This window comes from Pigmentiphaga sp. NML080357, assembly GCF_002188465.1.
GTDB lineage: Bacteria > Pseudomonadota > Gammaproteobacteria > Burkholderiales > Burkholderiaceae_B > Pigmentiphaga.
On record NZ_NINW01000037.1, the window covers coordinates 253,938 to 280,035 of the forward strand.

The window sequence follows — 26,098 nt, forward strand, 5'->3', positions numbered from 1 at the left end:
ACCCGCCTCCCATATGCTTGCCGCTACCCGTCAATCTAAACACCGTTCAGATAACATAGCAAAGCATTTAAACGGTGTAAAGTTCAATCTTGGCCATTGCGTGAATGCGAGAGCTCCGTCACATGACCCCCGGCAAGAAAAGTGCCGCACCGGCGCCCTATCATCACGGCGCCCTGCGCCAGGCCCTCATCGAGGCCACGGAAACCCTCCTGGCCGAGCGCGGGCTGGAGGCCTTCACGCTGCGCGAAGCGGCGCGCCAGGTCGGCGTCTCGCCCGCGGCCGCGCTGCACCACTTCGGCTCGGCCGCGGGCCTGCTGACCGAGGTCGCCATTCTGGGCTTCGACGAACTCACTCGGTTCCTGCGCGAAGGCGGCGCGGCCGGCAAGACCCCAACCTCCCGGCTGCACGGCAAAGGCCTGGGTTACGTCCGTTTCGCCCTGACCTACCCCGCTCGCTTCCTGTTGATGTTTCGCAAGGACAAGCTGACGGCCGAGCCGCGGCTGGAAGAGGCGGGCCGGGCGGCGTATCGAGAACTGGAGGAAGGCGTGCGCGAATACGCGGGCCGCCGCGATGGACCCCTTAGCGCGTCAGACCAGGCCCTGTTGATGGGAGCATGGTCCACCGTGCACGGGTTCGCCCATCTGGCGCTGGAGGGTAAACTCGGCGACGTGCGAGCCGAGCCCGAGACCTTCATGGCGCGGACCTTGCCCGAGATATTGCAGCAGCTGTTTCCGGACCGACCGTCCAAGACGCGTCCACGAGCGTCCTGAGCGAAAAAAGCACCGGGCCGGCGCGGCAGGATACTCGATGCTCATGCGCGGGTACGACCGCCCCCCCCCGGAGGTACGCACACGCCTCGCGGTTCAAGCAGCGTCGATGCGCACCTTGCCCGACTTCACCAGTTCGGACACGGCCTTGACCTCGGCAAACAGGCTCTTCTCCAGGTCGGCGGGCGCCCCGCCGACCGGAATGAAGCCCTGCTCCACCAGCTTGCCGCGCACGTCGGCGTCGGTCAGCGCCTGATTGATGGCGCGGTTGAGCATGCCGATTGCAGCAGCAGGGGTGCCGGCCGGGACATAGGTGCCGAATGCGATCTCGGCCACGAAATCGGGAATGCCGGCTTGCGCCACGGTCGGCACGTCAGGCAGGCGATCCAGCCTCTCGGCGCTCGTCACCGCCAGCGCTCGCAGCCGTCCGGACTTGACGTGCTGCTCGGCGGCCGCCACCGTGGCGAACACCAGTTGGATCTGGCCGCCCAGCAAGTCGGTCATCATCGGTCCGGTGCCGCGATACGGCACGTGGAGAATGTCGATCCCCACCTGCGAGCGAAAGCGCTCCGTCGCCAGGTGCTGGGGCGTGGCATTGCCGGGCGATCCGAAAGTCAGCGTGCCGGGCTTGCTCTTGGCCTGCTGCACGAATTCGGCCAGCGTCTTCGCCGGCACGCCGGGATTGACCGCGATGAGATAGGGCGAGCGCGCGATCGCGCACACGGCCGCCAGCTCGGCGCCGATCTGCGACAGCGGACGGCTGTAGTAGCGCACCGACGGCACCAGCCCCGAGAACAGCAACGTGTTGCCGTCGCGATTGGCGTTGGCCACGTATTCGGCCCCCACGATGCCGCTGGCGCCGGGCTTGTTCTCGACCACGACCGGCCGTCCCAGCAGTTTTTCCAGCCGATAGCCGATGGCCCGGCCGAGCACGTCCGTCCCGCCGCCGGGCGGAAAGGGCACCACCACGTGCAGGGGCGCATTGCTGCCCGCCTGCGCATACCCCTTGCCGAGGTAGGCCGACGATGCCAGCGCGGCCAGCGTACCAAGCATTTGTCTGCGTTGCATGTCTTGTCTCCTTGTTCGGTATTGTTGCCGGAGGCCGTCAGGCCACCCTGCGTTCGGCCCCCGGCCCCAGAAAGCCCCTGAGCGCCGCGGCCACGACCGCCGCGCCCTCGACGGGCAGCATGTGCTTTTGCCGCGGCACGACCCTCAGCTCGGCCCGGGCAATGGCGTGCGCCAGTTCCTCGGCCATGCGTGGCGTGGAGCCCGTGTCCTCGGCGCCGGTGAGCACCAGCGTCGGGCAGCGAATCTGCGGCGCGGCCTCGGGCAATACGTCGTCGGCGCCGGCGAAGATGCGGTAGGCCGCCAGGAAGTCGTCGCGCCGGTTGGCCAGCAGCCGCTGCCGGATCGACTCCACGCGGCCGGGCGCCGCTTCGATGAAAGCCGGCGAGAACCAGCGTTCGATGGATGCCTGGGCGCTGGCCAGCCCCTCGCCTCGCTCGGCCTGCGCGAGCCGCGCCTGCACGGCACGGCGCTCGGCCTCGGTGCGCCGGGAGACGGTGCTCATCAGCACCAGCCGTCCCAATCCGTCGGGATGGCGGGCCGCGAAGCGCCCCGCCACCAGCCCGCCCATGGAATAGCCCACCACGCTCGGCCGGACGAGGCCCTGGTCGCGCAGTACGGCATCGAGCTGCGACACGAACCGATCCAGGTCCACGCCTCCGGGCGGCAGCGGCGTGCCGCCGTGGCCGAGCATGTCGTAGCGGATCAGCTCGAAGTCGCCGCCAAGCTCCTGCACGAGTTCGTCCCACATGCCGAGGTCCAGCCCGACGCCATGGACCAGCACGATGGGCTCGCCCGCGCCGCTGCGGACCACGCGGGTCCGCGTCGTCATGCCGCCTCCTTCCCGCCGGGCTGCAGGCCCATCTCCTGCATGTCCAGGTAACGGTTGCCGATGCGGTGGTGCGGCCGGCCACCCACGCTCGCGCCCAGCGCGACCACGACCTCGTCCGCCGCCGGCGCATCGGCTATGGTGGCCTGGATCGTCAGGTAGTGCGAGCGCATCCCTTCGTCATTCTTGTGCATCATCGGCACGACGATGGGGCAGCCCATCGCCCCGCGCGAATTGGTGAAACTCAGATAGCTGGTGCCGCCCACGGCGTCGCGGTACTTGTTTCCGAACCGCAGCGTATGGATGAGCGCGGAGGCATGCTCGACCTCGCCATCGGCGCCGACCACCGCGGCCTTGCCATAGGCCTCGACCCGCTCGCCGGAGCCGGCGTGCCTGAGGATCTCGGCCACCAGCAGGTCGCCCAGCGGCGGCGCGATGCGCAGGATCTCCGGCCTCAGGTCCTCGGTGAACGGCAGGCCGGCCCACGGATTCTTCAAGACCGCGGCGCTCAGCACCATCAGCAGGGGCCGCTCGGCCTTCCTGCCTCCCTCTATGCGCGTTTCCTCGACGTACGAAACGACCTTGCGCACTTCCAGCGTCATGCGACCTCCTTCTTGTCTGGGACTATGGTCGTTCCGGCGCTGAATTTTGCCAAGCTAAATTAGTGGAAATAAAATTCGGAAAACCTGAATCTTCGTCGAACATGGAAGCCTTCAAGATCCAGCACCTGCGCCAGTTCGTCACCGCCGTGGACAGCGGCAGCTTCCTGGCGGCGGCACAGGCCACGTTCCGCTCGCAGGCGGCGGTATCGGCGGCCATGAACGATCTGGAGCGGCAGGTGGGCGGTCCGCTGTTCGAACCGGGCAAGCGCGCCCGCCCCACCCCGCTGGGCTGGAGCCTGCTGCCGCTGTTCCGCGAACTGCTGGCCGTGCACGACCGTGTCCGGCTCGAAGCCAACGAACTGGCCCAGGCGCGGCATGGCTCGGTGTCGCTGGCGGTCATGCCCTCTCTGGCGGACGAATGGCTGCCCGACATCCTGGACCGCTACACCCGTCGATTTCCCCAGGTGCGCCTGCGCGCGGTGGACATGCCCTCGCAGGCGGTACGGCAGTTGGTCCTGAGCGGTGAAGTAGACATAGGTATCGCCGGCCTGCTGGCCGACGAGCCGCGGCTGGACTTCCAGCCCATCGCGCGCGATGAGTTCGGCATCATTTGCCCCGCCTCGCACAGGCTGGCCGGACGGCGGCAACCCGTGGACTGGAATGCGCTCGAGGGCGAACGTCTCATCGCCAACGCCACCTTCGAGGCCCTGCGCCACCCCGACATCCCGCCCTGGGTGGCCAATCCCGGCATGACGGTCACTAACCGGACCTCGCTCATCGCCAGCGTCCGCTCGGGCCTGGGCATCACCATCCTCCCCACCCTCGCGCGGCCAGCACGCAAGCACAAGCTGGCTTTCGTCCGGCTGCACCGTCCGGTCATCGCCCGGACGGTGGGCCTGGTCACGCGCCCCGGCCAGAGCCTCTCCCCGGCGGCCCGGCACATGCACGACCTGCTGGTCGACCTGATGCGCGAACTGGCCAGGGACAAAGGCGGCGAGCTCATCCCGGAAGCCGGGACGGCGGGCCTATGATCACGCGTCGCGGTACGTGCCCTTCTGCTTGGCCGCATGCGTGGCCAGGGCATCCATCAGCGGCGGCGACAGGCAGTCATAGGGCGCCAGCCCCAGCTCGCGCAGGCGCGCCCGCACCCCGTCCATCCGCGAAGGCGGCGTGCCGCTCTCGATGATGGAAGAGACAAAGGCCGCGAAACCCGGCGCGGCCCAGCCGCTTTGCGGCGAAAGCTCCGTATGAACGAAATCCAGGCCGTAGAAGGGATGGTTCTTGTTCTCGATGCGGCCGAACATGTGGGCGCCGCATTCCCGGCACGCGTGGCGCTGGATGACGGCGCTTTCATCGACGATCTTCAGCTTCTCGCCATGGGCGACGACGCTGACCTTGTCGCGCGGAGCGACTGCGACCAGGGAGAAGACCGCCCCGGCGGGCTTCCAGCACTTGGTGCAGCCGCAAGCATGGTTATGCAAGGTCTGGGTGTCGACCTTGACCTCCACCTTGTCCGTTGCGCAAAGACATTGCAAGGTCCCGCCGCTGAACCCTGCCTGTTCGGGCCGTATGCCGTTGTCGACGGCCGGGTGAATGCTGACTGCGCTCATGCTTGTCTCCTCGTTCTGGTATGGGCCGGCGCGGCGGGGCGCCGCGCCGTCATGCATGGCCGCAAGCGGTCAGTAGTTGATGACCGTACGGATCGACTTGCCTTCGTGCATCAGGTCGAAGGCTTCGTTGATTCGGTCCAGCGGCAGCGTATGCGTCACGAAGGGCTCGAGCTCGATGTCGCCGCGCATCGCGTCCTCGACCATGCCGGGCAACTGCGAGCGGCCCTTGACGCCGCCGAAGGCCGTGCCCTTCCATGTGCGGCCGGTGACGAGCTGGAACGGACGGGTGGAGATCTCCTGGCCCGCGCCGGCCACGCCGATGATGACCGACTGCCCCCAGCCGCGGTGTGCGCACTCGAGCGCCGCGCGCATCACGTTGACGTTGCCGATGCACTCGAAAGAGTGGTCCACGCCCCATCCGGTCATCTCGATGATGACCTGTTGGATGGGCTTGTCGTAGTCCTTCGGATTGATGCAGTCGGTGGCGCCGAACGTCTTGGCGAGAGGAAACTTCGCGGGGTTGGTATCGATGGCGAAGATGCGGCCGGCCTTGGCCTGGCGCGCCCCCTGGATGACGGCCAGGCCGATGCCGCCCAGGCCGAACACGGCGACCGTATCGCCTTCCTGCACCTTGGCCGTGTTATGCACCGCACCGATGCCGGTGGTCACGCCGCAACCGAGCAGGCAGACGTGCTGCGGATTGGCCTTGGGATTGATCTTGGCCAGCGACACCTCGGCGACCACCGTGTATTCGCTGAAAGTCGAGCAGCCCATGTAGTGATAAACGGGCTGGCCGTTGTACGAGAAACGGGACGTGCCGTCGGGCATCACGCCCTTGCCCTGGGTGGCGCGCACCGCCACGCAAAGATTGGTCTTGCCCGACTTGCAGAACAGGCATTCGCCGCACTCGGCGGTGTAGAGGGGAATCACGTGGTCGCCAGGCGCGACCGAGGTCACGCCCTCGCCCACCTCGACCACCACGCCGGCGCCCTCGTGCCCGAGCACGACCGGGAACAGGCCTTCGGGATCCTCGCCCGACAGGGTGAAGGCGTCGGTGTGGCAAACGCCGGTATGGGTGATCTTCACCAGGACCTCGCCCTTCTTGGGCGGGGCCACGTCGATCTCGACGATTTCGAGCGGTTTGCCAGGTCCGAATGCAACAGCGGCGCGAGATTTCATGAGGAGTCCTTTGTACGGAAAGTCATAGGGTCGCGGTTAGGCGGGAATCATCGGAGATAGGAGCGGACGAGGGAGACCACGTCATCGATGGGCTTGTGCGGCGTGCCATTGGCCTCGGCCAGATGCGTGAACTCCTCGCGCAGATGGCTCTCCAGTACGCCAGCCATGAGACCGTTGATCGCGCCGCGCACGGCCGCGATCTGCTGGAGAACAGGCCCGCATTCGGCCCCCTCCTCCAGCGCCCGCTCCAGGGCATCGAGCTGCCCGCGCACGCGCCGGACACGGGCCAGGACGCGCTTTTTCTCTTCAACGGTGTGCGGCATGGGGTTTCGGCATACTGGGTAGGAGTATGCAATGATACTCCCGCCACGGAGGAATTGGGACAGGGGTTGACCCGCAGCAACCCCGCCCGCCCCCAAAAGAAAAAGCCCCCACGCAACCGTGAGGGCCAAAAACCCAGGATGCGGTGGATCCGGCTCCGCCGGTCCACCCGCATCGCCCCCTGGGGGGCGCGCGTCAGCGCGTATGGGGGGGCTTAATTTTTGCTCTGATCGACCAGCTTGTTCTTGCGGATCCAGGGCATCATTTCGCGCAGCTTGCCGCCGACCTGCTCGATCTCGTGCTCGGCCGTCAGGCGGCGGCGCGACTTCAGCGTCGGGGCGCCGGCCATGTTCTCCAGCAGGAAGCTCTTGGCGTATTCGCCGGTCTGGATGTCCTTGAGCACGGCGCGCATGGCGTTCTTGGTGTCCTCGGTCACGATGCGCGGGCCGGTCACGTATTCGCCGTATTCCGCGTTGTTCGAGATCGAGTAGTTCATGTTCGCGATGCCGCCTTCGTAGATCAGGTCGACGATCAGCTTGAGCTCGTGCAGGCACTCGAAATAGGCCATCTCGGGCGCGTAGCCGGCTTCCACCAGCGTCTCGAAGCCGGCCTTGATCAGCTCGACGGTGCCGCCGCACAGCACGGCCTGCTCGCCGAACAGGTCGGTTTCGGTCTCTTCGCGGAAGTTGGTCTCGATGATGCCGGCACGGCCGCCGCCGTTGGCCATGGCGTACGACAGGGCGATGTCGCGGGCGGCGCCGGACTTGTCCTGGTACACCGCCACCAGGTGGGGCACGCCGCCGCCCTGGGTGTAGGTGGAGCGCACGGTGTGGCCGGGCGCCTTGGGCGCGACCATGATGACGTCGACGTCTTCACGCGGCACGACGGCGCCGTAGTGGACGTTGAAGCCGTGGGCGAAGGCCAGCACGGCGCCCTTCTTCATGTTGGGGCCGACGTTCTCGGCGTAGACCTTGGCGATGTTCTCGTCGGGCAGCAGGATCATGACGACGTCGGCTTCCTTCACCGCCTCGTTCACTTCCTTGACCGTCAGGCCGGCGTTGGCGGCCTTGTCCCACGATGCGCCGCCCTTGCGCAGGCCGACCACGACCTTGACGCCGGAGTCGTTCAGGTTCTGGGCGTGGGCATGGCCCTGCGAGCCATAGCCGATGATGGCGACGGTCTTGCCCTTGATCAGCGACAGATCACAATCTTTATCGTAAAAAACCTTCATGGATGCTCTCCAAGATTCAATTCAGAATCAGTTCAAATTCAGTCAAAACACTTACCACCCCACCTCAGCCTCCCGGGGGTGAATCCGGGGGGCCCAGGGCACCGCGGATCCGGCTTTGCCGGTCCGCCAGTGCCGCCCCCTGGGGGGCGCGCGTCAGCGCGTAGGGGGGACTACCAATCAGGGGGGGCTAAATCTTCAGTACCCGTTCGCCACGCCCCACGCCGCAGCTGCCGGTACGTACGGTTTCCAGGATGCTGGCGCGGTCCAGCGCCTCGATGAACGCGTCCAGCTTGCTCTTGTCGCCGGTGAGCTCCACGGTATAGGTCTTGTCGGTCACGTCGACGATATGGCCGCGGAAGATATCGACCATCCGCTTCATTTCCTCGCGCTCCTTGCCCACGGCGCGAACCTTGATCAGCATCAGTTCGCGCTCGATGTGCGGCGCCTCGGTCAGGTCGACCACCTTGACCACCTCGACCAGGCGGTTGAGGTGCTTGGTGATCTGCTCGATGACGTCATCGGAGCCCGACGTGACGACCGTCATGCGCGACAGCGTGGCGTCCTCGGTCGGCGCGACGGTCAGGGTTTCGATGTTGTAGCCGCGGGCCGAGAAAAGGCCGACCACGCGGGAAAGTGCACCTGCTTCGTTCTCAAGAAGCACGGATATGGCGTGTCTCATGTGTGCTCCTCAGAGGTCTTCCGAACCGAGCAGCATCTCGGTCAGGCCCTTGCCGGCCTTCACCATCGGCCACACGTTCTCGGTGCGGTCGGTGATGATGTCCAGGAACACCAGGCGCTTCTTGTGCGTGGTGAAGGCTTCGCGCAACGCGCCCTCGACGTCGCGCGGGCTTTCGATGCGCATGCCGACGTGGCCGTAGGCCTCGACCAGCTTGACGAAGTCCGGCAGCGAATCCATGTAGGACTCGGCATAGCGCGAGCCGTAGTCGATCTGCTGCCACTGCCGCACCATGCCCAGGTACCGGTTGTTCAGGCACAGGATCTTGGGGCTGAGGTGGTACTGGTGGCAGGTCGAGAGCTCCTGGATGTTCATCTGGATCGAGCCTTCGCCGGTGATGACGGCGATGTCGGCATCCGGATGCACCATCTGCACGCCCATGGCATAGGGCAGGCCCACGCCCATCGTGCCCAGGCCGCCGGAGTTGATCCAGCGGCGCGGCTTGTTGAAGCGGTAGTACTGCGCGGCCCACATCTGGTGCTGGCCCACGTCGGAGGTGACGAATGCCTCGCCGCGAGTGATCTCGCACAGCTTCTCGATCACGAACTGGGGCTTGATGACTTCGTTCGAAGCCTTGTACTTCAGGCACTCGCGTTCGCGCCAGGCCCCGATCTGCTTCCACCAGGAAGCGATCTGCTCGGGATCGCGGCGGGTTTCCTTGAGCGCGGCCTCGACATGGGCCACGAAATCCTGCAGCACGTCCTTGACGTCGCCGACGATGGGCACGTCGACCTTCACGCGCTTGGAGATCGACGAGGGGTCGATGTCGATATGGACGATCTTGCGGGCGTTCTGCGCGAAGTGCTTGGGATTGCCGATGACGCGGTCGTCGAAGCGGGCGCCGATGGCCACCAGCACGTCGCAGTGCTGCATGGCCATGTTGGCTTCATAGGTGCCGTGCATGCCGGGCATGCCGACGAAGCGGCGATCGTCCGCCGGGAACGCGCCCAGGCCCATCAGGGTGTTGGTGCAGGGCACGTCCAGCATCTGCACGAGCTTGGTGAGCTCGGACGCGGCATCGGCCAGGATCACGCCGCCGCCGGTGTAGATCATGGGGCGCTCGGCCTGCAGCAGCAGTTGCACCGCCTTCTTGATCTGCCCCTGGTGGCCCTTCACGACCGGCGAGTAGGAGCGCATCTTGATCTCGCCCGCCGGAGCCGTGTATTTGCACCGGGCGATCGTGATGTCCTTGGGAATGTCGACCAGCACGGGGCCGGGGCGGCCGGTGCGGGCGATGTAGAAGGCCTTGCGGATGGTCTCCGCCAGGTCCTTGACGTCCTTGACCAGGAAGTTGTGCTTGACGCACGGCCGCGTGATGCCGACGGTATCGGCTTCCTGGAAGGCATCCTGGCCGATGGCGGTGGTGGGCACCTGCCCGGTCAGCACCACCAGCGGGATGGAATCCATGTACGCGGTGGCGATGCCGGTGACCGCGTTGGTCACGCCGGGGCCGCTGGTGACCAGCGCGACGCCGACGCGGTTCGATGCGCGCGAATAGGCATCGGCGGCGTGCACGGCGGCCTGCTCGTGACGCACCAGGATGTGCTTGAATCTGTCTTGCTTGAAGATCTCGTCGTAGATGTACAAGACCGAGCCGCCCGGATAGCCGAACACATGTTCGACCCCTTCATCGGCAAGGCTGCGCACGACGATCTCGGCGCCTGTGAGTTCCATTGGATTGTCGTCCATTCAAGTTCGCGCTGACGCCCCGGGCGGTACTGCCTCCTGGCAGGGAAACCAAACCTGCGCGGGCACCGGCAACATGCGGCGACGCTTCACGGTTCACGGAACCGCTCCACTCGCCCACCCTGCCGACCTCGCGCACGTTCACCGGAACGAGCACTGAAGGTTGAAACGGAAGGCCAAGACCGGACCGCCTGCGCCCCTTCGGGCATAGGCCGCCGCAACGCTTTTGGCGCGGACCTGGGCTTGATTTACTGCAAAGCATGGCGCCGAAGGTATCGGACGCCAGACGAAGCGCTCTGCCGTCGACTTTGGTATCGCTTTCGGCGAGCCCGCTAGGCTATCAGGAATGTTGCGGTGCGGTCAAGATTTGCCGCCCGCCCCCGGGACTTTCCCGCGGTCGGCCAGGCGCGCGGGGCGCGCCCCCTTGCGCTCGGGTTATCGTAGCGCCCCATGAACGAAACGCCTTCCGCCCCTCCCGCTCTCCTTGCCACGCCCGGCCGCTGGCGCCGATTCGCCTGCATGATGTATGAAGCCATCCTGCTGTTCGGCGTGGTGTTCGTGGCCGATTACCTGTTCGACACGCTCACCCAGAGCAAGCATGCGCTGATGCTGCGGCACGAGCGGCAGGCCTGGCTGTTCTTCGTCATCGGCGTGTATTTCGTCCTGTGCTGGCGGCTGGGCGGCCAGACCCTGCCGATGAAGACCTGGCATATCCGGCTGACCGACGCGGACGGCGGCCGTCCGCCGCTGTGGAAGGCGATCCTGCGCTACGTGCTGGCCTGGCCGTTCACCCTGACCGGCCTGGGTTTCGTCTGGACCTTCTTCGACCGCGACCGGCAATTTCCCCAGGACCGGCTGCTCGGCACGCGGCTGGTTTCCACCCGCTAGCGGCCAGCAATCGACGGCGCCAGGCCCGGCGACCGCAAATCCGCGCCCGCGCCGAGGACGTAGCGCCATCGTGCGCTGCGTTGTGCTGCCGATGGCTCTCCGTTCGTCGGTTTTACCCGCCGACGGCCCGCGATCCCGCCGGGCCTCGAGTGTTGCTTTTCTCCCGAATTCTCTCCTTCGCGCCTCCTGGTTCAGCCGTTTGTAAGGTGCTCGACACTATTGTCCCCGCTGCGGATGAATGCGAATCATTCTTCGTTCCAATTCTGTCCATCTACCGAGGGCGGGGACTCCACACCCGCCCCGCATCCGGGCGCAACGCGCCCACCTTCGGGGGATTTCACGGTGACACCTACGAACCCGTTCCGGTTCAATACCCTGGCGGCCGCCATCGGCGCCCTGACTTTCGTGCCGGCGGTCCAGGCGCAGGCGCAGAACACGAACCCGGCAGACGCGCCGCGCTCCAGCGGTCAGCTCGCGCCGATCACGGTGCGCGGACAAGCCGATACGCCTTACAAAGCCGACCAATCGGCCTCGCAGAAATTCACTGCCCCGCTGGTGGACACGCCCAGGAGCGTGACGGTCATTCCGCAGGAAGTCATCGAGAACTCCGCCTCCACTACGCTGACCGAAGCGCTGCGCCTGACGCCGGGTATTTCCTTCGGAGCGGGGGAAGGCGGCAATCCGCTGGGCGACCGGCCATTCATCCGCGGCTACGATGCGCAGTCGAGCACCTACGTCGACGGCATGCGCGACATCGGCGCCACGACGCGCGAAGTCTTCAATCTTGAACAGATCGAGGTCACCAAGGGCCCGGACGGCGCCTATGGCGGACGCGGCGGCGCGGGCGGCAGCATCAACCTGATCACCAAGACGCCCAAGGCTGAGAACTTCACCAATGCCACCCTGGGCCTCGGCACCGACAGCTACAAGCGCGCCACGGTGGACGGCAACTGGCTGCTGGGCGAGAACATGGCCTTCCGCCTGAACGCCATGGCTCACGATGCCGACGTGCCCGGCCGCGACTCGGTGGACGTATCGCGCTGGGGCATCGCGCCCTCTTTCACCTGGGGCCTGAACACACCTACCCGTGTCACGCTGAGCTATTCTCACCTGCAGACCGACGACACGCCCGACTCCGGCATTCCGTTCATGTACGGCAACAAGGTCCCCGCCGGCGTGACAGCGATCCGGCCGGTCACCGTGGACATGAACAACTTCTACGGCCTGACCAGCGATTTCTTCAAGACCCGTTCGGACGTGGCCACCGCACGCGTCGAACACGACATCAGCAGCAACCTCACGGTACGCAACACGCTGCGCTATACGGCCGTGGATCAGCGTTACGTCTGGACCAACCCGGACGACAGTCAAGGCAATGTGAACGATGGTCGTGTCTGGCGCAGCGCGAAGTCCCGCACCAGTGGCGTGCACACGATCGCCAACCAGACGGAACTGTTCGGCAAGGCGAACCTCGGCGGCTACGAACACAGCTTCAACACCGGCATCGAGATGTCCCGCGAAAAATCCGATACCGGCTCCTACACCGTGGCACGTACCCTGCCGGGCGGCACCGGCGCCACGACTTGCGCAGCGGGCACGGGAGCAGCTTCCGGCTACAACTGCACGGACCTCTACAACCCCAACCCGAACGATCCGTGGAGCGGTTCCACGGTCGAAGGCGAACGCAACAACCACTTCAAGTCCACCACCTTCTCGGTCTACGGCTTCGATACCATCAAGCTGAGCGAGAAATGGCTGACCAACCTCGGGCTGCGCGTCGACAACTACAAGACAGGATTGGTGAGCCCGACCGCCGACGTTGGCCGAAGCGACACGCTGTTCAACTACCAGCTCGGCCTGATCTACAAGCCGGCGCATAACGGCAGCGTATATGTGTCGTACGGCACATCCTCGACGCCGGCCAATTCCAGCCTGGGGCAAGGCGCTGAATCGCAGAGCCTGACTCCGGGACGCAACGGCGTGGGAATCAACGCCAAGGACATGGCCCCCGAGAAGAACCGTTCGCTGGAACTGGGCACCAAATGGAATGTACTGGACAATCGCCTCGCACTGTCCGGCGCCATATTCCGCATCGACACCACCAACGCGCGCGTGACGCAGCCCGACGGCACCTATGCCATGTCCGGCAACCGCCGCATCAACGGCTTCGAATTCGGCGCCTCGGGCAACATCACCAAGGCTTGGCAAGTGTTCGGAGGCTACACCTTCCTGGATAGTGAAGTCCGCGACCTGGGCAGGGACACTGCCGCCGCGCGGGGACAGGCGTTCCCCAACACTCCCCGGCATACCGCCACGTTGTGGACCACCTACGCGGTGAACAGCGATTTCTCCATCGGCGGCGGCGTCTTCATCGCCAGCAAGCAGTATGGTTCGAACAGTAGCGCGACTAGCGGCGTGCGCCGCTACATTCCCGGCTACACCCGCTTCGACGCGATGGCGGCCTATCGCATCAACCGCAACGTGAGCCTGCAGCTGAACCTGTTCAATCTCACGGACAAGCGCTACTTCACCTCGACCTACTCGACGCACTACGCGTCGGTGGGCGCCGGCCGGGCGGCGGTCCTGAGCGTCAACTTGAAGTATTAGAAGCCCCCCTACGCGCTGACGCCCGCCCCCCCAGGGGGCGGCACTGGCGGACCGGCGGAGCCGGATCCGCTGTGCCCTGGGTCTAGTACGGGTTTCGTGGGACGTGGCGTGGGGCTGTCGCTGGCCACCGGTGCTCCCGTCCCCACGTTCTGGTGCACAATCGCAGGCAGTCATCCCAACACACGGCGCCCGATGGAGCCCATTCCCCCCCGGCAACTGAACGCCGCCACCGCAGAAGACATCGCCGAAATCCTCCGCGGCCCCCGTGAGCGCGCCGCGGCCTGGATACGCACCGCCGCCGAAGGCGGCGTCACCGAAGCCCAAGCCGTCTTCGGACAAATGCTGCTCGACGGCCACGGCATGCCGGCAGACCGCGAACAAGCCGTGTACTGGTTCAAGCGCGCCGCCGACGCCAACCATGCGATGGCGATGAACATGCTGGGCCAATGCCATCGCCACGGCTGGGGCGTGCCCGCCAACCTCGTCCTGGCCGCCTACTGGTACCGGCTCGCGGCGCAACAGGGACTGGACTGGGGCATGTACAACTACGCCACGGCGCTGGCCCTTGGCGAAGGCGTGCCGGCCGATCGCGCCCAGGCCCTGGAATGGTTCGAACGCGCAGCCGCCCTCGGCCATGCGAAATCCATCAACATCCTCGGCGGCTTCCATGAAGACGGCTGGGTCGTGCCCGTGGACAAAGACCTGGCCTTCGACCACTACCGCCGCGCCGCGCAAGGCGGAGACTTCCGCGGCCAGTTCAACTACGCGCGGCTCCTGATCGAACGCGGCGACATCGAATCCGCGCTGCCATGGCTGGCACGCCTGCCCGAGACGGCCACCCCCGCCTTCCTCGCCAAGGCAGGCGCCTTCTTCGCGCAGGCCTCCGACCCGCGCGTGCGCGCCCAGGCCGCGGAACTGCAGCGATGCGCCGCCGGACGAGGCGCGCCGGGAGGCGCACCCGCATGATGGCGCGGGGCATGCGCGGCTTCACGCTTGCAGTGGCGATCCTGGTCGGGCTGACCGCGTGGGCGCTGTCGGCGTGGCTGCCATGGCCCGCGGCGCTCGCCGCCAGCCTCGCCATCGCGGCGCTGGTCCACGCCGCCATCGTCGCAGCCGGCTTCGGATTGGCCAAGGCGTGCATCGATCGCTCCGGCGAACCCGCCCCGCCCGGGTGGCTCGCGGCCATGCCGGCCGAGATCCTCTTGTCGATGCGCAACATGTACGTGGACATCCCGTGGCGCCACCGCTGGCCTGCCCGCCTGCCTGCGCACCCGCGGGGCGCGGTGCTGCTGGTGCATGGCTACGGATGCAACCGCGGCATCTGGCGCAACCTGGATACGTGGCTGGCGGCGCGCGGATGGGCCGTGGCCGCGCTCGACCTGGAACCGCCCCGGGCGGGTATCGACGATTTCGGCAGGCTGGTCGCCGCCGAGGCCGCGGCGCTGGCGGCACGCACGGGATGCCCACGGATTACCGTCATCGCCCACAGCATGGGCGGCCTTGCGGCGCGGGCCGCGCTGCGTCATGCGCCCGACGCGCCCATCGGCCACGTCGTCACCATCGGCACGCCGCACCGCGGCACCTGGCATGCGCGCTTCGGGCGCGGCGTGTGCGCCACCCAGATGGTGCCCGACAACCCCTGGCTCGCGGCGCTGTGCGCCGCCGAACGGCCGGACGTGGCCGATCGCTGCACCTGCATCGCGTCGCATCACGACAACATCGTCTGCCCGGTCGGCCGGGCGCTGCTGCCGGGCGCCGCCGCCACGCTGGTGGTGAGCCGCGTGGCCCACATGGCGCTGGTGCACGATCCCGCGGTACGCGCCTTCCTCGAAGAGCGCCTCGAGCAACTGCACCCGCACCCCTCGTCGGCGAAAAGCGACGCGGCCTGACGACGGCCCGGGCGCCGTCACAAACACGTCATCGCGCCATGTTTCCATTCATGTTATGGAAACGTCCTCCCTGCCAGCGTGACGACCTCGCCCCCTACCCAATGGCGCACCATCTGGATCTCGGATCTGCATCTGGGAACCGCTGGCTGCAACGCCAGGCATTTGCTGGACTTCCTCAAGCACAACGAAGCCGAGACCCTGTATCTGGTCGGCGACATCATCGACGGCTGGCAGCTGCGCAAGAACTGGAGCTGGCCGCAGGCTCACAACGACGTCGTGCAGAAGGTGCTGCGCAAGGCGCGCAAGGGTACCCGCGTCGTCTTCATACCGGGCAACCATGACGAGTTCGCGCGGCAGTTCATCGGCTACGCCTTCGGCGACATCCAGGTCCAGGAGGACGCCGTGCACGTGACCGCCGACGGCAAGCGGCTGTGGGTCACGCACGGCGACCAGTTCGACGGCGTCATCCAGCACAGCAAGTGGCTCGCCCACCTGGGAGACACGCTCTATACCTTCGCGCTCTGGCTCAATCTGCACTTCAACCGCGTGCGTCGCCGCATGGGGCTGCACTATTGGTCGCTCTCGCAGTACCTGAAGCACAAGGTCAAGAACGCGGTCTCCTTCATCACCAATTTCGAGGAAGTCCTCGTCAACGAGGCCAGGCGGCAGGGATACGACGGCGTCGTGTGCGGACACATCCACAAGCCGGAGATCCGGCAAGTGGACGGCGTGCTCTACTGCAACGACGGCGATTGGGTGGAAAGCCTGTCGGCCCTGGTGGAGGACGAGCACGGTCAGCTGCACCTGATCTACTGGACGCACCTGACCGACGCGGGCGAACCGGTGCCGGCCAAGACCAAGCGCCGGCGGCCGCTGGAATTGCCAGCCCTGCCGTCGGCGCTGGCGCCGCGGCCGGCGCCCCAGCCGGCCCGCGAAAGCCCGCGGCCCGAAACCGCGGACGTCTAGGGCCTGTTCCTCCTAAAGGAGCCTCGCACAGACCGGAAACCGGCCGGAAGAAGCCCGATCAGCGGCGGCGTCCCAGCACGATGACGGCCGCGCCTACCACGATGGCGGCAACGCCGGCCCATACCGGAATGGCCACGGTTTTCCTGGTATCGGCCGTGGCCTCGACCGGGCCGACCTTGAGCAGCGTTTCTTCCGACGTGTACGAGAAAGTGCGGTAACCCAGGGCCACCACGCCCAGCACGATGAGCAACAGCCCGACCACCACGGATGCTTTCATGTCTTCCCCCTTGGATGATGTAACGGCATCAAGATAACCGATGCTCTGCCGCGCCGCCGCGCCAAATTCCGCGGGCGTAGCATTTCCTTACGCCCTGGCGCGTGCCGCTGCGGGGCCGGACGCGCAATTCCCCTTCGCTCCCTCGCCATTTGCCCCTGAACGGTGCAAAACTTTTATAATTGGTAATCGTTTTCATTTTCTTCTGCCGACCGAGCACCATGGCTATCCGCCTCTCCGAGCTACCTTTTGGCCATGAAGCCGCCGTCAACGCCGTCGAAGACGCCCTCCCGACCGATCCCATCGCCGTCCGCCTGCGCGACCTCGGGTTCGTCGCGGGCGAACGCGTACGTATCGTCGCGCGCGGCCCGATCGGCGCCGATCCCCTGCTGATCCAGATAGGTTTTACCCGTTTCGCCCTGCGCCGCTCCGAGGCCGCGCGGGTCGTGGTGGAACCGCTCGCTTCCTGATCCCATGTCCGCCACTACCTTGTCGAATCTGCGCGTTGCCCTGGTGGGCAACCCCAACTGCGGGAAGACCGCACTGTTCAACCTGCTGACGGGCAGCCGCCAGAAGGTCGCCAACTATGCGGGCGTCACCGTCGAACGCAAGGAAGGCCGGTTCGTCACGCAGTCGGGCCTGCAGGTCAGCGTGCTCGACCTGCCGGGGGCGTACAGCCTGCACGCCACCAGCCCCGACGAAGCCATCACCCGCGACGTCTGCATGGGCACCCTGGCGGGCGAACAGAAGCCGGACCTGCTGGTGGCGGTGGTGGACGCCACCAACCTGCGCCTGCATCTGCACTTCGTGCTCGAACTCCAGCGCCTGGGGCTGCCCATGGTGATGGCGCTGAACATGGTCGACGCGGCGGCCCGCCGCGGCATCCACATCGACCGCGACAAGCTCCAGAACGCGCTGGGCATCCCCATCGTCGAGACGGTCGCCATCCGGCGCGACGGCGCTGCGCAGCTCCTTTCCCGCCTCGACGGCGGCGTGCCGGCCGTGGCGCCCGGGCCGGCGCCCGATGCCGACCTGCACCAGGAAGTCAACCGGCTGCTGCGCGAGGCCGTATCGATGCCGCGCCGCACCGCGGCGGTCGACGATGCCATCGACCGCTGGGTGCTGCACCCAGTGCTGGGCCTGGTGACGCTGGCCGCGGTCATGTTCCTGATGTTCCAGGCGGTGTTCTCGTGGGCCGAGCCGCTGATGGAACTGATCGAGTCGTCCGTCGGCGCCCTGGGCGCATGGGTAGGCGAGGCGCTGCCCGAAGGCATGCTCAACAGCCTGCTGGTCGACGGCATCATCGCCGGCGCCGGCAGCGTCCTGGTGTTCCTGCCGCAGATCCTGTTCCTGTTCTTCTTCATCCTCCTGCTGGAGGAGTCGGGCTATCTGCCGCGCGCCGCCTTCCTGCTCGACAAGATGATGGTGGGCGCCGGCCTGACCGGGCGCTCCTTCATTCCGCTCCTGTCGAGCTTCGCCTGCGCGATTCCCGGCATCATGGCCACCCGCACCATCCAGGATCCGCGCGACCGGCTGGCGACCATCCTGGTGGCGCCGCTGATGACCTGCTCGGCACGCCTGCCCGTCTATACGCTGCTCATCGGCGCCTTCGTCCCCAGCCGGACGGTGCTCGGCGTCTTCAATCTGCAGGGCGTCACGCTGTTCGTGCTGTACGTGGCGGGCATCGTCAGCGCGCTCGCCGTGGCCTGGGTCATGAAGCTGCTGCGTCGGGACACCACCGAACACTCGCTGCTGCTGGAGCTGCCCTCCTACCGCATTCCCCACCTGCGCGACGTGGCCACCGGGCTGGTCGAACGGGCCCGCATCTTCCTGGCGCGCGTGGGCGGCATCATCATGGCGCTGACGGTGCTGATCTGGTTCCTGTCCAGCTTTCCGTCGCCGCCCGAGGGCGCCACCGGCCCCGCCATCGAATACAGCTTCGCGGGCCGCATCGGCGAGGCCCTGCAGACCGTCTTCGCGCCCATCGGCTTCAACTGGCAGATCTCCATCGCGCTGATTCCTGGCCTGGCGGCGCGCGAGGTCGCCGTGGGCGCGCTGGCGACGGTGTACGCCCTGTCGGCAGCGGACGACGAGGCCGCCTCGACCATGCTCACGCCGCTGATCGCGGCCCAATGGCCGCTGGCCACTGCGTTCTCGCTGCTTGCCTGGTTCATTTTCGCGCCCCAGTGCCTGTCCACGCTGGCGGTGATCCGGCGCGAAACCAATTCCTGGAAGGTAGTGGCGCTGGCCGCGGGCTACCTGTTCGGGCTCGCCTACATCGCATCGTTCATCACCTACCAGGTGACGAGGATGCTGACCTGATTTCCCGGGAGGCTTTCATGAGCGCCTATTCCCTGTTCGAAGTCGCCCTGGTGGCGGTGATCGTCGCCGCGTGCGCGATCAAGGCCTTCGGCCGGTTCGCGCCCAAGACGCGCATGCGCCTGCAGTCCTGGCTGGCGCGCCGCCTGGATCGTCCGGGCCAGGCGGCCTGGCTGCGGGCGTTCGGCAGGAAGCTGGGCTCGGCCACGCCTGACGCCGGATGCGGCAGCGGCTGCGATACGTGCGGGACCTGCGGTCCCGGCGAAACCAAGCCCGTGCAGCTCCACGTGCGCAAGTAGCCACCCGCGCGCGATCTCGCGAGGACCGAAGACCCGCCGCCCCTGGAAGCCCGGATCCTAAGTTCGAGGCCGCAAGTCGAAAAGACTGGTGGCCGTCAACTCCAGGACCTCCCTGCCGTCCTGGTTCAGCAAATGCCATCGCCAGCGCAGCACGCCCAGCTCGGGCCGGCTGCGCGAGGTCCTGACTTCCAGCACCTCCGCCCGCAAGCGCAGCTCGTCTCCGGCGTACACGGGGTTGGGCCAGCGCACCTGCTCCACGCCGGGCGACGCGAACGACTCGGAATCGTGCAGCGCGGCCCGCACGGCCAATTCCATCGCGATGCCGCAGGTCTGCCATCCGCTGCCGATCAGCGCTCCGAAGCGTCCGCCGCCGGCGGCTTCCCTGTCCACATGAAACCATTGCGGGTCGTAGCTGCGCGCGAAGGCCAGCATCTCCGCTTCCTCGATCCGCCGGGGGCCGGCTTCGATGATCATGCCGGGCAGGAAATCGGCAAACCTCATTGCATCGTTCTCCTTGTCGTTGGCGCCATGCGCCTGCCGTCCGTCACGCGCCGAAACGGGGCGCGCGCTTCTCGCTCAATGCCGCCAGCCCTTCGCGCGCATCCGCGCCCGCGAACCCCATGATCTCCATGGCAAGCGAATGCTCGAACGCCGGCCAGGCGGCGCGCAGCCAGTGATTGAGGCTGCGCTTGGTCCAGGCCAGGGCGGTGGGGCTGCCCGCCGCGAGTTGCGCGGCGATGCCGCGCGCCGTGGACAGCAGCTCGGCATCGTCCACGCACAGGCTGACCAGCCCTATGCGTTCGGCGGCTTCGCCATCGAGCGGCGCGCAGGTCAGCAAATGGTACTTGGCCTTGGCCATGCCGCAAAGCAGCGGCCAGATGACGGCGGCGTGGTCCCCGGCCGCCACGCCCAGCTTGGTATGGCCGTCGATCAGCTTCGCGCCGCGTGCCGCGATGGAGACGTCGGCCAGCAGAGCGAGCGCCGCTCCGGCGCCCACGGCCGCGCCGTTGATGGCCGAGACGATGGGGAGATCGCAGTCGATCATGCCCTGGACGATGTCGCGCGCTTCCTGCATGACGCGCAGCCGCTCGCTTTCGCGTTCCAGCATGCCCTGCACGACGTCCATGTGGCCGCCGGCGCAGAAGCCTTTGCCTTCGCTGCGCACGAGGACGCAACGCACGCCGGGTTCACGGCCGAGGCGGGACCAGATGCGCGCCAGTTCGGCATGGCCCTGGGCGGCCAGGACGGGCATGCCGCCGGGCTTGCCCAGCACCAGTTCGGCGACACCATCGTCGCCGATGTCGATGTGGAAGTCGGGCGTGTCTACGCTCAATTGGCGAGGCATGGGAAGTCTCCTTCGATGGTGGCCGTTCCTGATTGGGAGGAGGCGCGCGCCATCCCGTCCTGGATGGCGATGCGCCGCGGGGCAAGGCGAGCGCCGGCATGGCGGGAGCTGAGCTGACGCCCCGCCTACGACCGGTTCCAGGCCGCGGGGCGCTTCTCGAGAAATGCGGCGAAGCCTTCGCGCGCTTCGCCGGTGCCGCGCACGCGGCTGATGGTGCGGGCGGTGAGCTCGCGGACGTCGGAAGTGACGGGGCCGACTTCCAATTGCCGGAACAGGGTCTTGATCTCGGCCAGGGCCTGGGGACCGTTGGCCAGCAGGTCGGCCACGATGGCGTCGACGGCGGCATCCAGCTCCGCCGCTTCCACCACATGCTGTACCAGGCCCATCTGCAGGGCCGCCTGGGCGTCGATGCGCGAGGCGGTCAATGCCAGTCGCAAAGCGTGGCGCTTGCCGACCGCGTTGACGAGATAGGGGCTGATGACAGCGGGAAGAATCCCGAAGCGGGCCTCGCTGGCGGCAAAGCGCGCGTCGCCGCTGGCCACTGCCATGTCGCAGGCGCAGGCCAGTCCCACGCCGCCCCCCAGCGCCACGCCGTGCACGCGCGCAATGGTCGGCCTGGGACAGGAGGCGATGGCGTCGAGCATCGCCGCGAAGCGGCGCGCATCCTCCAGGTTCCATTCTTCGCTCGCCTGGCTGGCGCGCTGCATCCACTGCAGATCCGCGCCCGCGCTGAAGGCCTTGCCGCGTCCGGACAGGACGATGACCCGGGCCGCCGGGTCCGCCCCGAGCTCGGTGAAGGCTTGCGCCAGCTCGCCGATCATCCGCTCATCGAAAGCGTTGAAGACCTCGGGCCGTGCCATCTCCACCCGCACCACGCCCGCTTCGTTTTTCGTTATCTGCAGGGTTTCCATGTTGCGATGCTTCAGTAGGTTTCCAGATGCAGGCGTCCTTCGCGCTTGAGCACGGCGGCGATCGCCTCCCAGTTCAGGCCGGCCTGCAGCGCCACGTCGCGCAGTGCGAGGACGACGCCCTCCTCCATGCTCTTGAGGCCGCACACGTAGAAATGGGCGTTGGCGTCCTGCAGCAGTTCGACCAGGTCGGCCGCGCGTTCGCGCATCAGGTCCTGAACGTAGCGCTTGGGCGCGCCGGGCGCCCGCGAGAACGCGAGATTGATATCGATGAAATCCTTGGGCAGGCTCATCAGCGGGCCGAAATACGGCAGTTCTTCCTTCGTGCGCGCGCCGAAGAAGAGCATCAGCTTGCCGCCTTCGAAACGGCCCTTGCCGCGCAGCCTGCGGCGCCATTCGGTCATCGCCCGCATCGGCGCGCTGCCGGTGCCGGTACAGATCATGACGATGTGCGATCGCGGATGATTGGGCATCAGGAAAGATGCGCCGAACGGCCCGATGACCTGGACCTTGTCGCCCACCTTGAGGTCGCACACGTAGTTGGAGCAAAGCCCCTGCACCGGGTTGCCCTGGTGGTCGGCGGTCACCCGCTTGACCGTCAGCGACACGTTGTTGTAGCCGGGCCGCTCGCCGTTGCGCGGACTGGCGATGGAGTACTGGCGCGCGTGGTGCGCGCGCCCCTGGGCGTCGGCGCCGGGCGGCACGATGCCTATGGACTGGCCCTCCAGCACCGGGAACGGCATGGAGCCGAAATCGAGCACGATGTGATGCGTCTCGTTCTGGGTACCTGGCTCGTTGACCCGCACGTTGCCGACCACCGTGGCGGTGATCGGATTGCGGGGTCCGTAGAGGTTCGTATAGGCATGGGCGGCGGACCACGGCGGCGTGGTGGCGCCGTAGGCCGCGGAGTTGAACGGCGCCTCGCCGGCGGAGGCGTCATCCGGCGCACCGGCGGCCGGCTCGGCTTCGGCCGTGGCCGGCAGCTCGTCGATCGCTTCGGCGCCGGCCGCCGCGAGCTGCTCGGGAGTCAGCTCGTCGGGCAGCGTGTCCCAGGTGAACTGCTCTTCGATGCCGTAGGCCGCAGCCTTGGGCACGGACCGCCAGTTGTCGATCGCGCCGGTGGGGCACGGCGGCACACAGGCCATGCACCCGTTGCACACGTCGGCCCGCACGACGTAGTTGCTGTCGTCGTGCGTGATGGCGCCGACCGGGCACGTCGCTTCGCAGGTGTTGCAGCGTATGCAGATTTCCGGGTCGATCAGGTGCTGCTTGATGACGACCGTTTGAACTGGCGTATCCATGATGAAGCCGCTGCTCAGTTGAACCGGATGTACTCGAAGTCCACCGGCTGGCGATTGATGCCCATGACGGGCGGCGCGATCCAGTTGGCGAACTTGCCGGGTTCGACCACGCGGCCCATGAGCGAAGCGACGAAGGCGCGGTCCTCGGCCGTAGGCAGCCAGTCGTCTTTCTTCGCGTCCCATTCCGCCTGCGACACGACCTGCCCCTCGGGCGAGACGCGCACGCCGGACAGCGAACCGATCTGGCGATTGAAGGCCTTGTGCGGGACGGTCAGGCGCACGGGAATGCCCGCCTTCTCGATCACCTTGTTCCAGCGGCCCACGCCCGCCATCGAGTCCTTGATGTAGTCGTCGCGCAGGACCTCGTTCAGGCCGTTGAGCATGGGCACGTCTTTTTCGACCAGCTTGCCGTCGCGCACCTCCAGCACCTTGTAGTTCTCGTTGCGCAGCCGATGATCGTCCGTGCGCTTGCCTTCCTCGTAGCGCCCCTTCAGGCCGGAGCTGTAGAAGGCCGCCGCGTTGGACGATTCGTCGGCGCCGAAGAGGTCGATCGTCACGCTGTAGTGGAAGTTCAGGTAGCGCTGGATGGTGCCGAAGTCGATCACCCCGGCGGCGCGGATGCGCGCGGGATCATCGGTCTTGAGCTGGTTCATGACCTCGCAGGTACGCTGGATCACGCGCGAGACGCCCGATTCGCCGACGAACATGTGGTGGGCTTCCTCGGTCAGCATGAACTTGGTGGTGCGGGCGAGCGGATCGAACCCCGACTCGGCCAGCGCGCTCAGCTGGAACTTGCCGTCGCGATCGGTGAAATAGGTGAACATGAAAAAGGACAGCCAGTCCGGCGTCCTCTCGTTGAAGGCGCCCAGGATGCGAGGATTGTCCTCGTCGCCGGAGCGGCGGTCGAGCAGCGCCTCGGCCTCTTCGCGTCCGTCCCGGCCGAAGTAGCGGTGCAGCAGGTAGACCATGGCCCACAGGTGGCGCCCTTCCTCGACGTTGACCTGGAACAGGTTGCGCAGGTCGTACATCGACGGCGCGGTCAAGCCCAGGTGACGCTGCTGCTCGACCGACGCGGGCTCCGTATCGCCCTGGGTGACGATGATGCGGCGCAGGTTCGCGCGATGCTCGCCCGGCACCTCCTGCCAGGCGGGCTCGCCCATGTGGTCGCCGAAGTGGATCTTGCGGTCTTTTTCGGCCGGATTCAGGAAGATGCCCCAGCGGTAGTCCGGCATCTTCACGTGGCCGAACTGGGCCCAACCCTGGGGATCGACGCTGATGGCCGTGCGCAGGTAGACGTCGTAGTTGGTGCTGCCTTCCGGCCCCACGTCGCCCCACCAGCTCAGGAAGTTCGGCTGCCACTGCTCCAGTGCGCGCTGCAGGGTGCGGTCTTCCGACAGGTTGACGTTGTTGGGGATCTTCTCGCTGTAGTTGATGCTCGACATGTCTCGACTCCGTGGTGCGGACTGCGATGGTTAGACTCGGTTCAGATCGAAGGCGGCTTTCTCGCCTTTGCCGTACACCTTCAAAGCGCCCTTTTCTCCCACCGCGTTCGGACGGTTGAAGATCCAGTTCTGCCATGCGCTCAGGCGGCCGAAAACCCGGGTCTCCATGGTTTCCTTGCCGGCGAAGCGCAGGTTGGCCTCCAGTCCGGTCAGCGCGTCGGGCGACATGGCGGCGCGTTCCTCGATCGCCAGGCGGATTTCGTCGTTCCAGTCGATATCGTCGGGCGCCGCGGTGACCAGGCCCAGGCCGTAGGCCGCGTCGGCGTCGAGCGCCTTGCCGACCTGCGCGCGCGCGGCCTCCAGCGGCTCGGTCTCTTCATAGAACCGGCGCGCCAGGCGCGATTGCCCGTTGACCATCGGATAAGAGCCGAAGTTGAGTTCGGACAGCGTCAGCCGGGGCGCGCGCTCGGGCTCGTCCGGCAGGGCTAGCATATAAGTGCGGTCGGCGGCGAAAGCCAGTTCGGCCAGCGTGCCGGCAAAGCACGAACCGGGCTCGACGAGCGCGAACAAGGTCCGCGAGGACACGTCCAGCCGCGCCAGCGTTCGACGCAGGAGGCCCGTGACTTCACGCACGAACCAGTGCCCGGCGTGGCGCCGCAATGCGGCGTCGCAGGCCAGCACGCGGCCGGCATCGCCCTCGGTCTTGAAGATCCAGGTGCCGATGTCCAGTTCGTTGGTCCGCATGTGCAGGATCGCATCGTCCAATTCGCGGGCCATCGCCATCGGCCACCATGCGGCGCCGGCGGCGACGATACCGTCCAGGTCTTCCGGCTGCGCGGCATCGGGCGCCTTGACGGTGAAGACGGCGCTGCGGTTGGCGCGATCGATCCGGATTTCCACGTGGCGGTAGCGCACCGCGTCGGCCTCTTCCGTCCGCTCGATCCGCACGAGCGCAATGCCCTTGCCGTCGGCCGGGCGATCGCTGCCCTCGGCCAGGCGCCGCGCGCGCTCCTGGACCACTTGGGCGAACTGCGAGGGCTTGGGCGCGCAATCGACCAGGCGCCATTCCACCGCGCGCTGGCCGCGCACGCCTTCGCTGGTGGTGCAGAAGATGTCGGCGAGATCGTGGCGCACGTGGCGCTTGTCGGTTACCCGGGTCAGGCCGCCGGTGCCAGGCAGCACGCCCAGCAGCGGCACCTCGGGCAGCGAGACCGAGGAGGACTTGTCATCGATCAGCACGAGGTCGTCGCACGCCAGCGCCAGCTCATAGCCGCCACCGGCGCAGGCGCCGTTGATGGCGGCGAGGAATTTCAGGCCGGAATGGCGGCTGGAATCCTCGATGCCGTTGCGGGTTTCGTTGGTGAACTTGCAGAAGTTCACCTTCCACGCGTGGGAGGACAACCCCAGCATGAAGATATTCGCGCCGGAACAGAAGATGCGCTCTTTCATGCTGGTGACGACCACCGTGCGCACTTCGGGATGCTCGAAGCGGATGCGGTTCAGCGCATCGTGCAGCTCGATGTCGACGCCCAGGTCATAGGAATTGAGCTTGAGCTTGTACCCGGGCCGCAAACCGCCGTCCTCGGCGATGTCCATGCCAAGAGTGGCGACCGGGCCATCGAAACTCAGCTTCCAGTGCCGGTACTGGGAGGGATCGGTGCGGTAATCCACCTTGCCCGGGGCCTGATCGGCCAAAACGGCAGCGTTCATGACATCTCCTCGACGCGTTATGCAAATTAATGCATTACCCAACTGTTTTATGAACGATAGTTCATGAAAACAGGTGCGTCAATAGCCATCCACTCAGGATCAACCCTGAGCGGCCCGCTCCCTT

25 protein-coding genes and 1 pseudogene are annotated in these 26,098 nt (G+C 66.7%); 10 read left to right on the forward strand and 16 right to left on the reverse strand.

Annotated elements, in window-relative coordinates; genetic code table 11:
* The first annotated feature begins 122 nt into the window (after positions 1 to 122).
* Entirely contained in the window at positions 123 to 770 is a 648-nt protein-coding gene (locus tag CDO44_RS16275; protein WP_158213309.1) for a TetR/AcrR family transcriptional regulator, read from the forward strand.
* A gap of 93 nt (positions 771 to 863) precedes the next feature.
* Here the strand turns inward: CDO44_RS16275 and CDO44_RS16280 are convergent, their stop codons facing one another.
* Genes CDO44_RS16280 through CDO44_RS16290 form a run of 3 tightly spaced genes read right to left on the reverse strand, consistent with a single transcriptional unit; the run spans position 864 to position 3,263 of the window.
* Positions 864 to 1,835, reverse strand: coding sequence for a tripartite tricarboxylate transporter substrate binding protein (locus tag CDO44_RS16280; protein ID WP_087781311.1), 972 nt, complete (start codon positions 1,833 to 1,835; stop codon positions 864 to 866).
* A gap of 37 nt (positions 1,836 to 1,872) precedes the next feature.
* Positions 1,873 to 2,664, reverse strand: coding sequence for an alpha/beta fold hydrolase (locus CDO44_RS16285; protein WP_087781312.1), 792 nt, complete (start codon positions 2,662 to 2,664; stop codon positions 1,873 to 1,875).
* The gene (locus tag CDO44_RS16290) at positions 2,661 to 3,263 is read right to left on the reverse strand and encodes an amino acid synthesis family protein (RefSeq protein WP_087781313.1); all 603 of its coding nucleotides are present in this window, start codon (positions 3,261 to 3,263) and stop codon (positions 2,661 to 2,663) included. Before CDO44_RS16290 ends, CDO44_RS16285 begins: the two co-directional genes overlap by 4 nt.
* 101 nt (positions 3,264 to 3,364) lie before the next feature.
* On the opposite strand from CDO44_RS16290, the gene CDO44_RS16295 reads away from it, so the two are divergent.
* Positions 3,365 to 4,294 (forward strand): LysR family transcriptional regulator, encoded by a 930-nt coding sequence (locus tag CDO44_RS16295; RefSeq protein ID WP_087781314.1) that lies wholly within the window; start codon positions 3,365 to 3,367, stop codon positions 4,292 to 4,294.
* Here CDO44_RS16295 and gfa read toward each other — a convergent pair whose 3' ends face one another.
* The 6 genes from gfa to CDO44_RS16325 all read right to left on the reverse strand — a co-directional run bounded on the left by gfa (position 4,295) and on the right by CDO44_RS16325 (position 10,014).
* Positions 4,295 to 4,873 carry an S-(hydroxymethyl)glutathione synthase gene (gene gfa / locus CDO44_RS16300; protein ID WP_087781315.1) on the reverse strand — a complete coding sequence of 193 codons (579 nt, stop codon included), beginning with the start codon at positions 4,871 to 4,873 and terminating at the stop codon, positions 4,295 to 4,297. It lies immediately after the preceding gene.
* A 69-nt stretch (positions 4,874 to 4,942) separates the two neighbouring features.
* The gene (locus tag CDO44_RS16305; protein ID WP_087781316.1) at positions 4,943 to 6,052 is read right to left on the reverse strand and encodes an S-(hydroxymethyl)glutathione dehydrogenase/class III alcohol dehydrogenase; all 1,110 of its coding nucleotides are present in this window, start codon (positions 6,050 to 6,052) and stop codon (positions 4,943 to 4,945) included.
* Positions 6,053 to 6,099: 47 nt separating this feature from the next.
* Entirely contained in the window at positions 6,100 to 6,375 is a 276-nt protein-coding gene (frmR, locus tag CDO44_RS16310; RefSeq protein WP_087781317.1) for a formaldehyde-responsive transcriptional repressor FrmR, read from the reverse strand.
* 212 nt (positions 6,376 to 6,587) lie between these two features.
* Positions 6,588 to 7,604, reverse strand: coding sequence for a ketol-acid reductoisomerase (gene ilvC, locus CDO44_RS16315; protein WP_087781318.1), 1,017 nt, complete (start codon positions 7,602 to 7,604; stop codon positions 6,588 to 6,590).
* 187 nt (positions 7,605 to 7,791) lie between these two features.
* Positions 7,792 to 8,283, reverse strand: a complete 492-nt coding sequence (gene ilvN / locus CDO44_RS16320; protein ID WP_087781319.1) for an acetolactate synthase small subunit — start codon at positions 8,281 to 8,283, stop codon at positions 7,792 to 7,794.
* Positions 8,284 to 8,292: 9 nt separating this feature from the next.
* Positions 8,293 to 10,014 carry an acetolactate synthase 3 catalytic subunit gene (locus tag CDO44_RS16325; protein WP_087781461.1) on the reverse strand — a complete coding sequence of 574 codons (1,722 nt, stop codon included), beginning with the start codon at positions 10,012 to 10,014 and terminating at the stop codon, positions 8,293 to 8,295.
* 462 nt (positions 10,015 to 10,476) lie between these two features.
* Between CDO44_RS16325 and CDO44_RS16330 the strand changes: the two genes are divergently transcribed.
* From CDO44_RS16330 to CDO44_RS16350, 5 genes and pseudogenes are all read left to right on the forward strand, one after another.
* Positions 10,477 to 10,914 carry an RDD family protein gene (locus tag CDO44_RS16330; RefSeq protein WP_087781320.1) on the forward strand — a complete coding sequence of 146 codons (438 nt, stop codon included), beginning with the start codon at positions 10,477 to 10,479 and terminating at the stop codon, positions 10,912 to 10,914.
* A 342-nt stretch (positions 10,915 to 11,256) separates the two neighbouring features.
* Positions 11,257 to 13,521: a TonB-dependent receptor gene (locus CDO44_RS16335; RefSeq protein WP_369824685.1), complete on the forward strand. Its 2,265-nt coding sequence runs from the start codon at positions 11,257 to 11,259 to the stop codon at positions 13,519 to 13,521.
* Positions 13,522 to 13,713: 192 nt separating this feature from the next.
* Positions 13,714 to 14,487, forward strand: coding sequence for a tetratricopeptide repeat protein (locus tag CDO44_RS16340; protein ID WP_087781322.1), 774 nt, complete (start codon positions 13,714 to 13,716; stop codon positions 14,485 to 14,487).
* Between the two features lie 11 nt (positions 14,488 to 14,498).
* Positions 14,499 to 15,410, forward strand: a complete 912-nt coding sequence (locus CDO44_RS16345; RefSeq protein ID WP_158213310.1) for a triacylglycerol lipase — start codon at positions 14,499 to 14,501, stop codon at positions 15,408 to 15,410.
* A 78-nt stretch (positions 15,411 to 15,488) separates the two neighbouring features.
* Positions 15,489 to 16,332 (forward strand): annotated as a pseudogene (locus CDO44_RS16350) (UDP-2,3-diacylglucosamine diphosphatase); the annotation flags it as partial.
* A 102-nt stretch (positions 16,333 to 16,434) separates the two neighbouring features.
* Here CDO44_RS16350 and CDO44_RS16355 read toward each other — a convergent pair.
* Positions 16,435 to 16,653 carry a hypothetical protein gene (locus CDO44_RS16355; RefSeq protein ID WP_087781325.1) on the reverse strand — a complete coding sequence of 73 codons (219 nt, stop codon included), beginning with the start codon at positions 16,651 to 16,653 and terminating at the stop codon, positions 16,435 to 16,437.
* Positions 16,654 to 16,877: 224 nt separating this feature from the next.
* On the opposite strand from CDO44_RS16355, the gene CDO44_RS16360 reads away from it, so the two are divergent.
* Genes CDO44_RS16360 through CDO44_RS16370 form a run of 3 tightly spaced genes read left to right on the forward strand, consistent with a single transcriptional unit; the run spans position 16,878 to position 19,268 of the window.
* Positions 16,878 to 17,120, forward strand: a complete 243-nt coding sequence (locus CDO44_RS16360) for a FeoA family protein (protein ID WP_087781462.1) — start codon at positions 16,878 to 16,880, stop codon at positions 17,118 to 17,120.
* A 4-nt stretch (positions 17,121 to 17,124) separates the two neighbouring features.
* Positions 17,125 to 18,972 (forward strand): ferrous iron transport protein B, encoded by a 1,848-nt coding sequence (feoB, locus tag CDO44_RS16365; protein WP_087781326.1) that lies wholly within the window; start codon positions 17,125 to 17,127, stop codon positions 18,970 to 18,972.
* 17 nt (positions 18,973 to 18,989) lie between these two features.
* Positions 18,990 to 19,268 carry a DUF6587 family protein gene (locus tag CDO44_RS16370; RefSeq protein WP_087781327.1) on the forward strand — a complete coding sequence of 93 codons (279 nt, stop codon included), beginning with the start codon at positions 18,990 to 18,992 and terminating at the stop codon, positions 19,266 to 19,268.
* A gap of 57 nt (positions 19,269 to 19,325) precedes the next feature.
* Here CDO44_RS16370 and CDO44_RS16375 read toward each other — a convergent pair whose 3' ends face one another.
* The 6 genes from CDO44_RS16375 to boxC all read right to left on the reverse strand — a co-directional run bounded on the left by CDO44_RS16375 (position 19,326) and on the right by boxC (position 25,974).
* Positions 19,326 to 19,769, reverse strand: coding sequence for a MaoC family dehydratase (locus CDO44_RS16375; RefSeq protein WP_087781328.1), 444 nt, complete (start codon positions 19,767 to 19,769; stop codon positions 19,326 to 19,328).
* A gap of 43 nt (positions 19,770 to 19,812) precedes the next feature.
* Positions 19,813 to 20,613 (reverse strand): enoyl-CoA hydratase/isomerase family protein, encoded by an 801-nt coding sequence (locus CDO44_RS16380; RefSeq protein WP_087781329.1) that lies wholly within the window; start codon positions 20,611 to 20,613, stop codon positions 19,813 to 19,815.
* Positions 20,614 to 20,738: 125 nt separating this feature from the next.
* Positions 20,739 to 21,524, reverse strand: coding sequence for an enoyl-CoA hydratase-related protein (locus CDO44_RS16385; RefSeq protein ID WP_087781330.1), 786 nt, complete (start codon positions 21,522 to 21,524; stop codon positions 20,739 to 20,741).
* Between the two features lie 11 nt (positions 21,525 to 21,535).
* Positions 21,536 to 22,822, reverse strand: a complete 1,287-nt coding sequence (boxA, locus tag CDO44_RS16390; RefSeq protein WP_087781331.1) for a benzoyl-CoA 2,3-epoxidase subunit BoxA — start codon at positions 22,820 to 22,822, stop codon at positions 21,536 to 21,538.
* Positions 22,823 to 22,836: 14 nt separating this feature from the next.
* Entirely contained in the window at positions 22,837 to 24,264 is a 1,428-nt protein-coding gene (gene boxB, locus CDO44_RS16395; RefSeq protein WP_087781332.1) for a benzoyl-CoA 2,3-epoxidase subunit BoxB, read from the reverse strand.
* Between the two features lie 30 nt (positions 24,265 to 24,294).
* Positions 24,295 to 25,974 carry a 2,3-epoxybenzoyl-CoA dihydrolase gene (gene boxC, locus CDO44_RS16400; RefSeq protein WP_087781333.1) on the reverse strand — a complete coding sequence of 560 codons (1,680 nt, stop codon included), beginning with the start codon at positions 25,972 to 25,974 and terminating at the stop codon, positions 24,295 to 24,297.
* Positions 25,975 to 26,098: the final 124 nt, after the last annotated feature.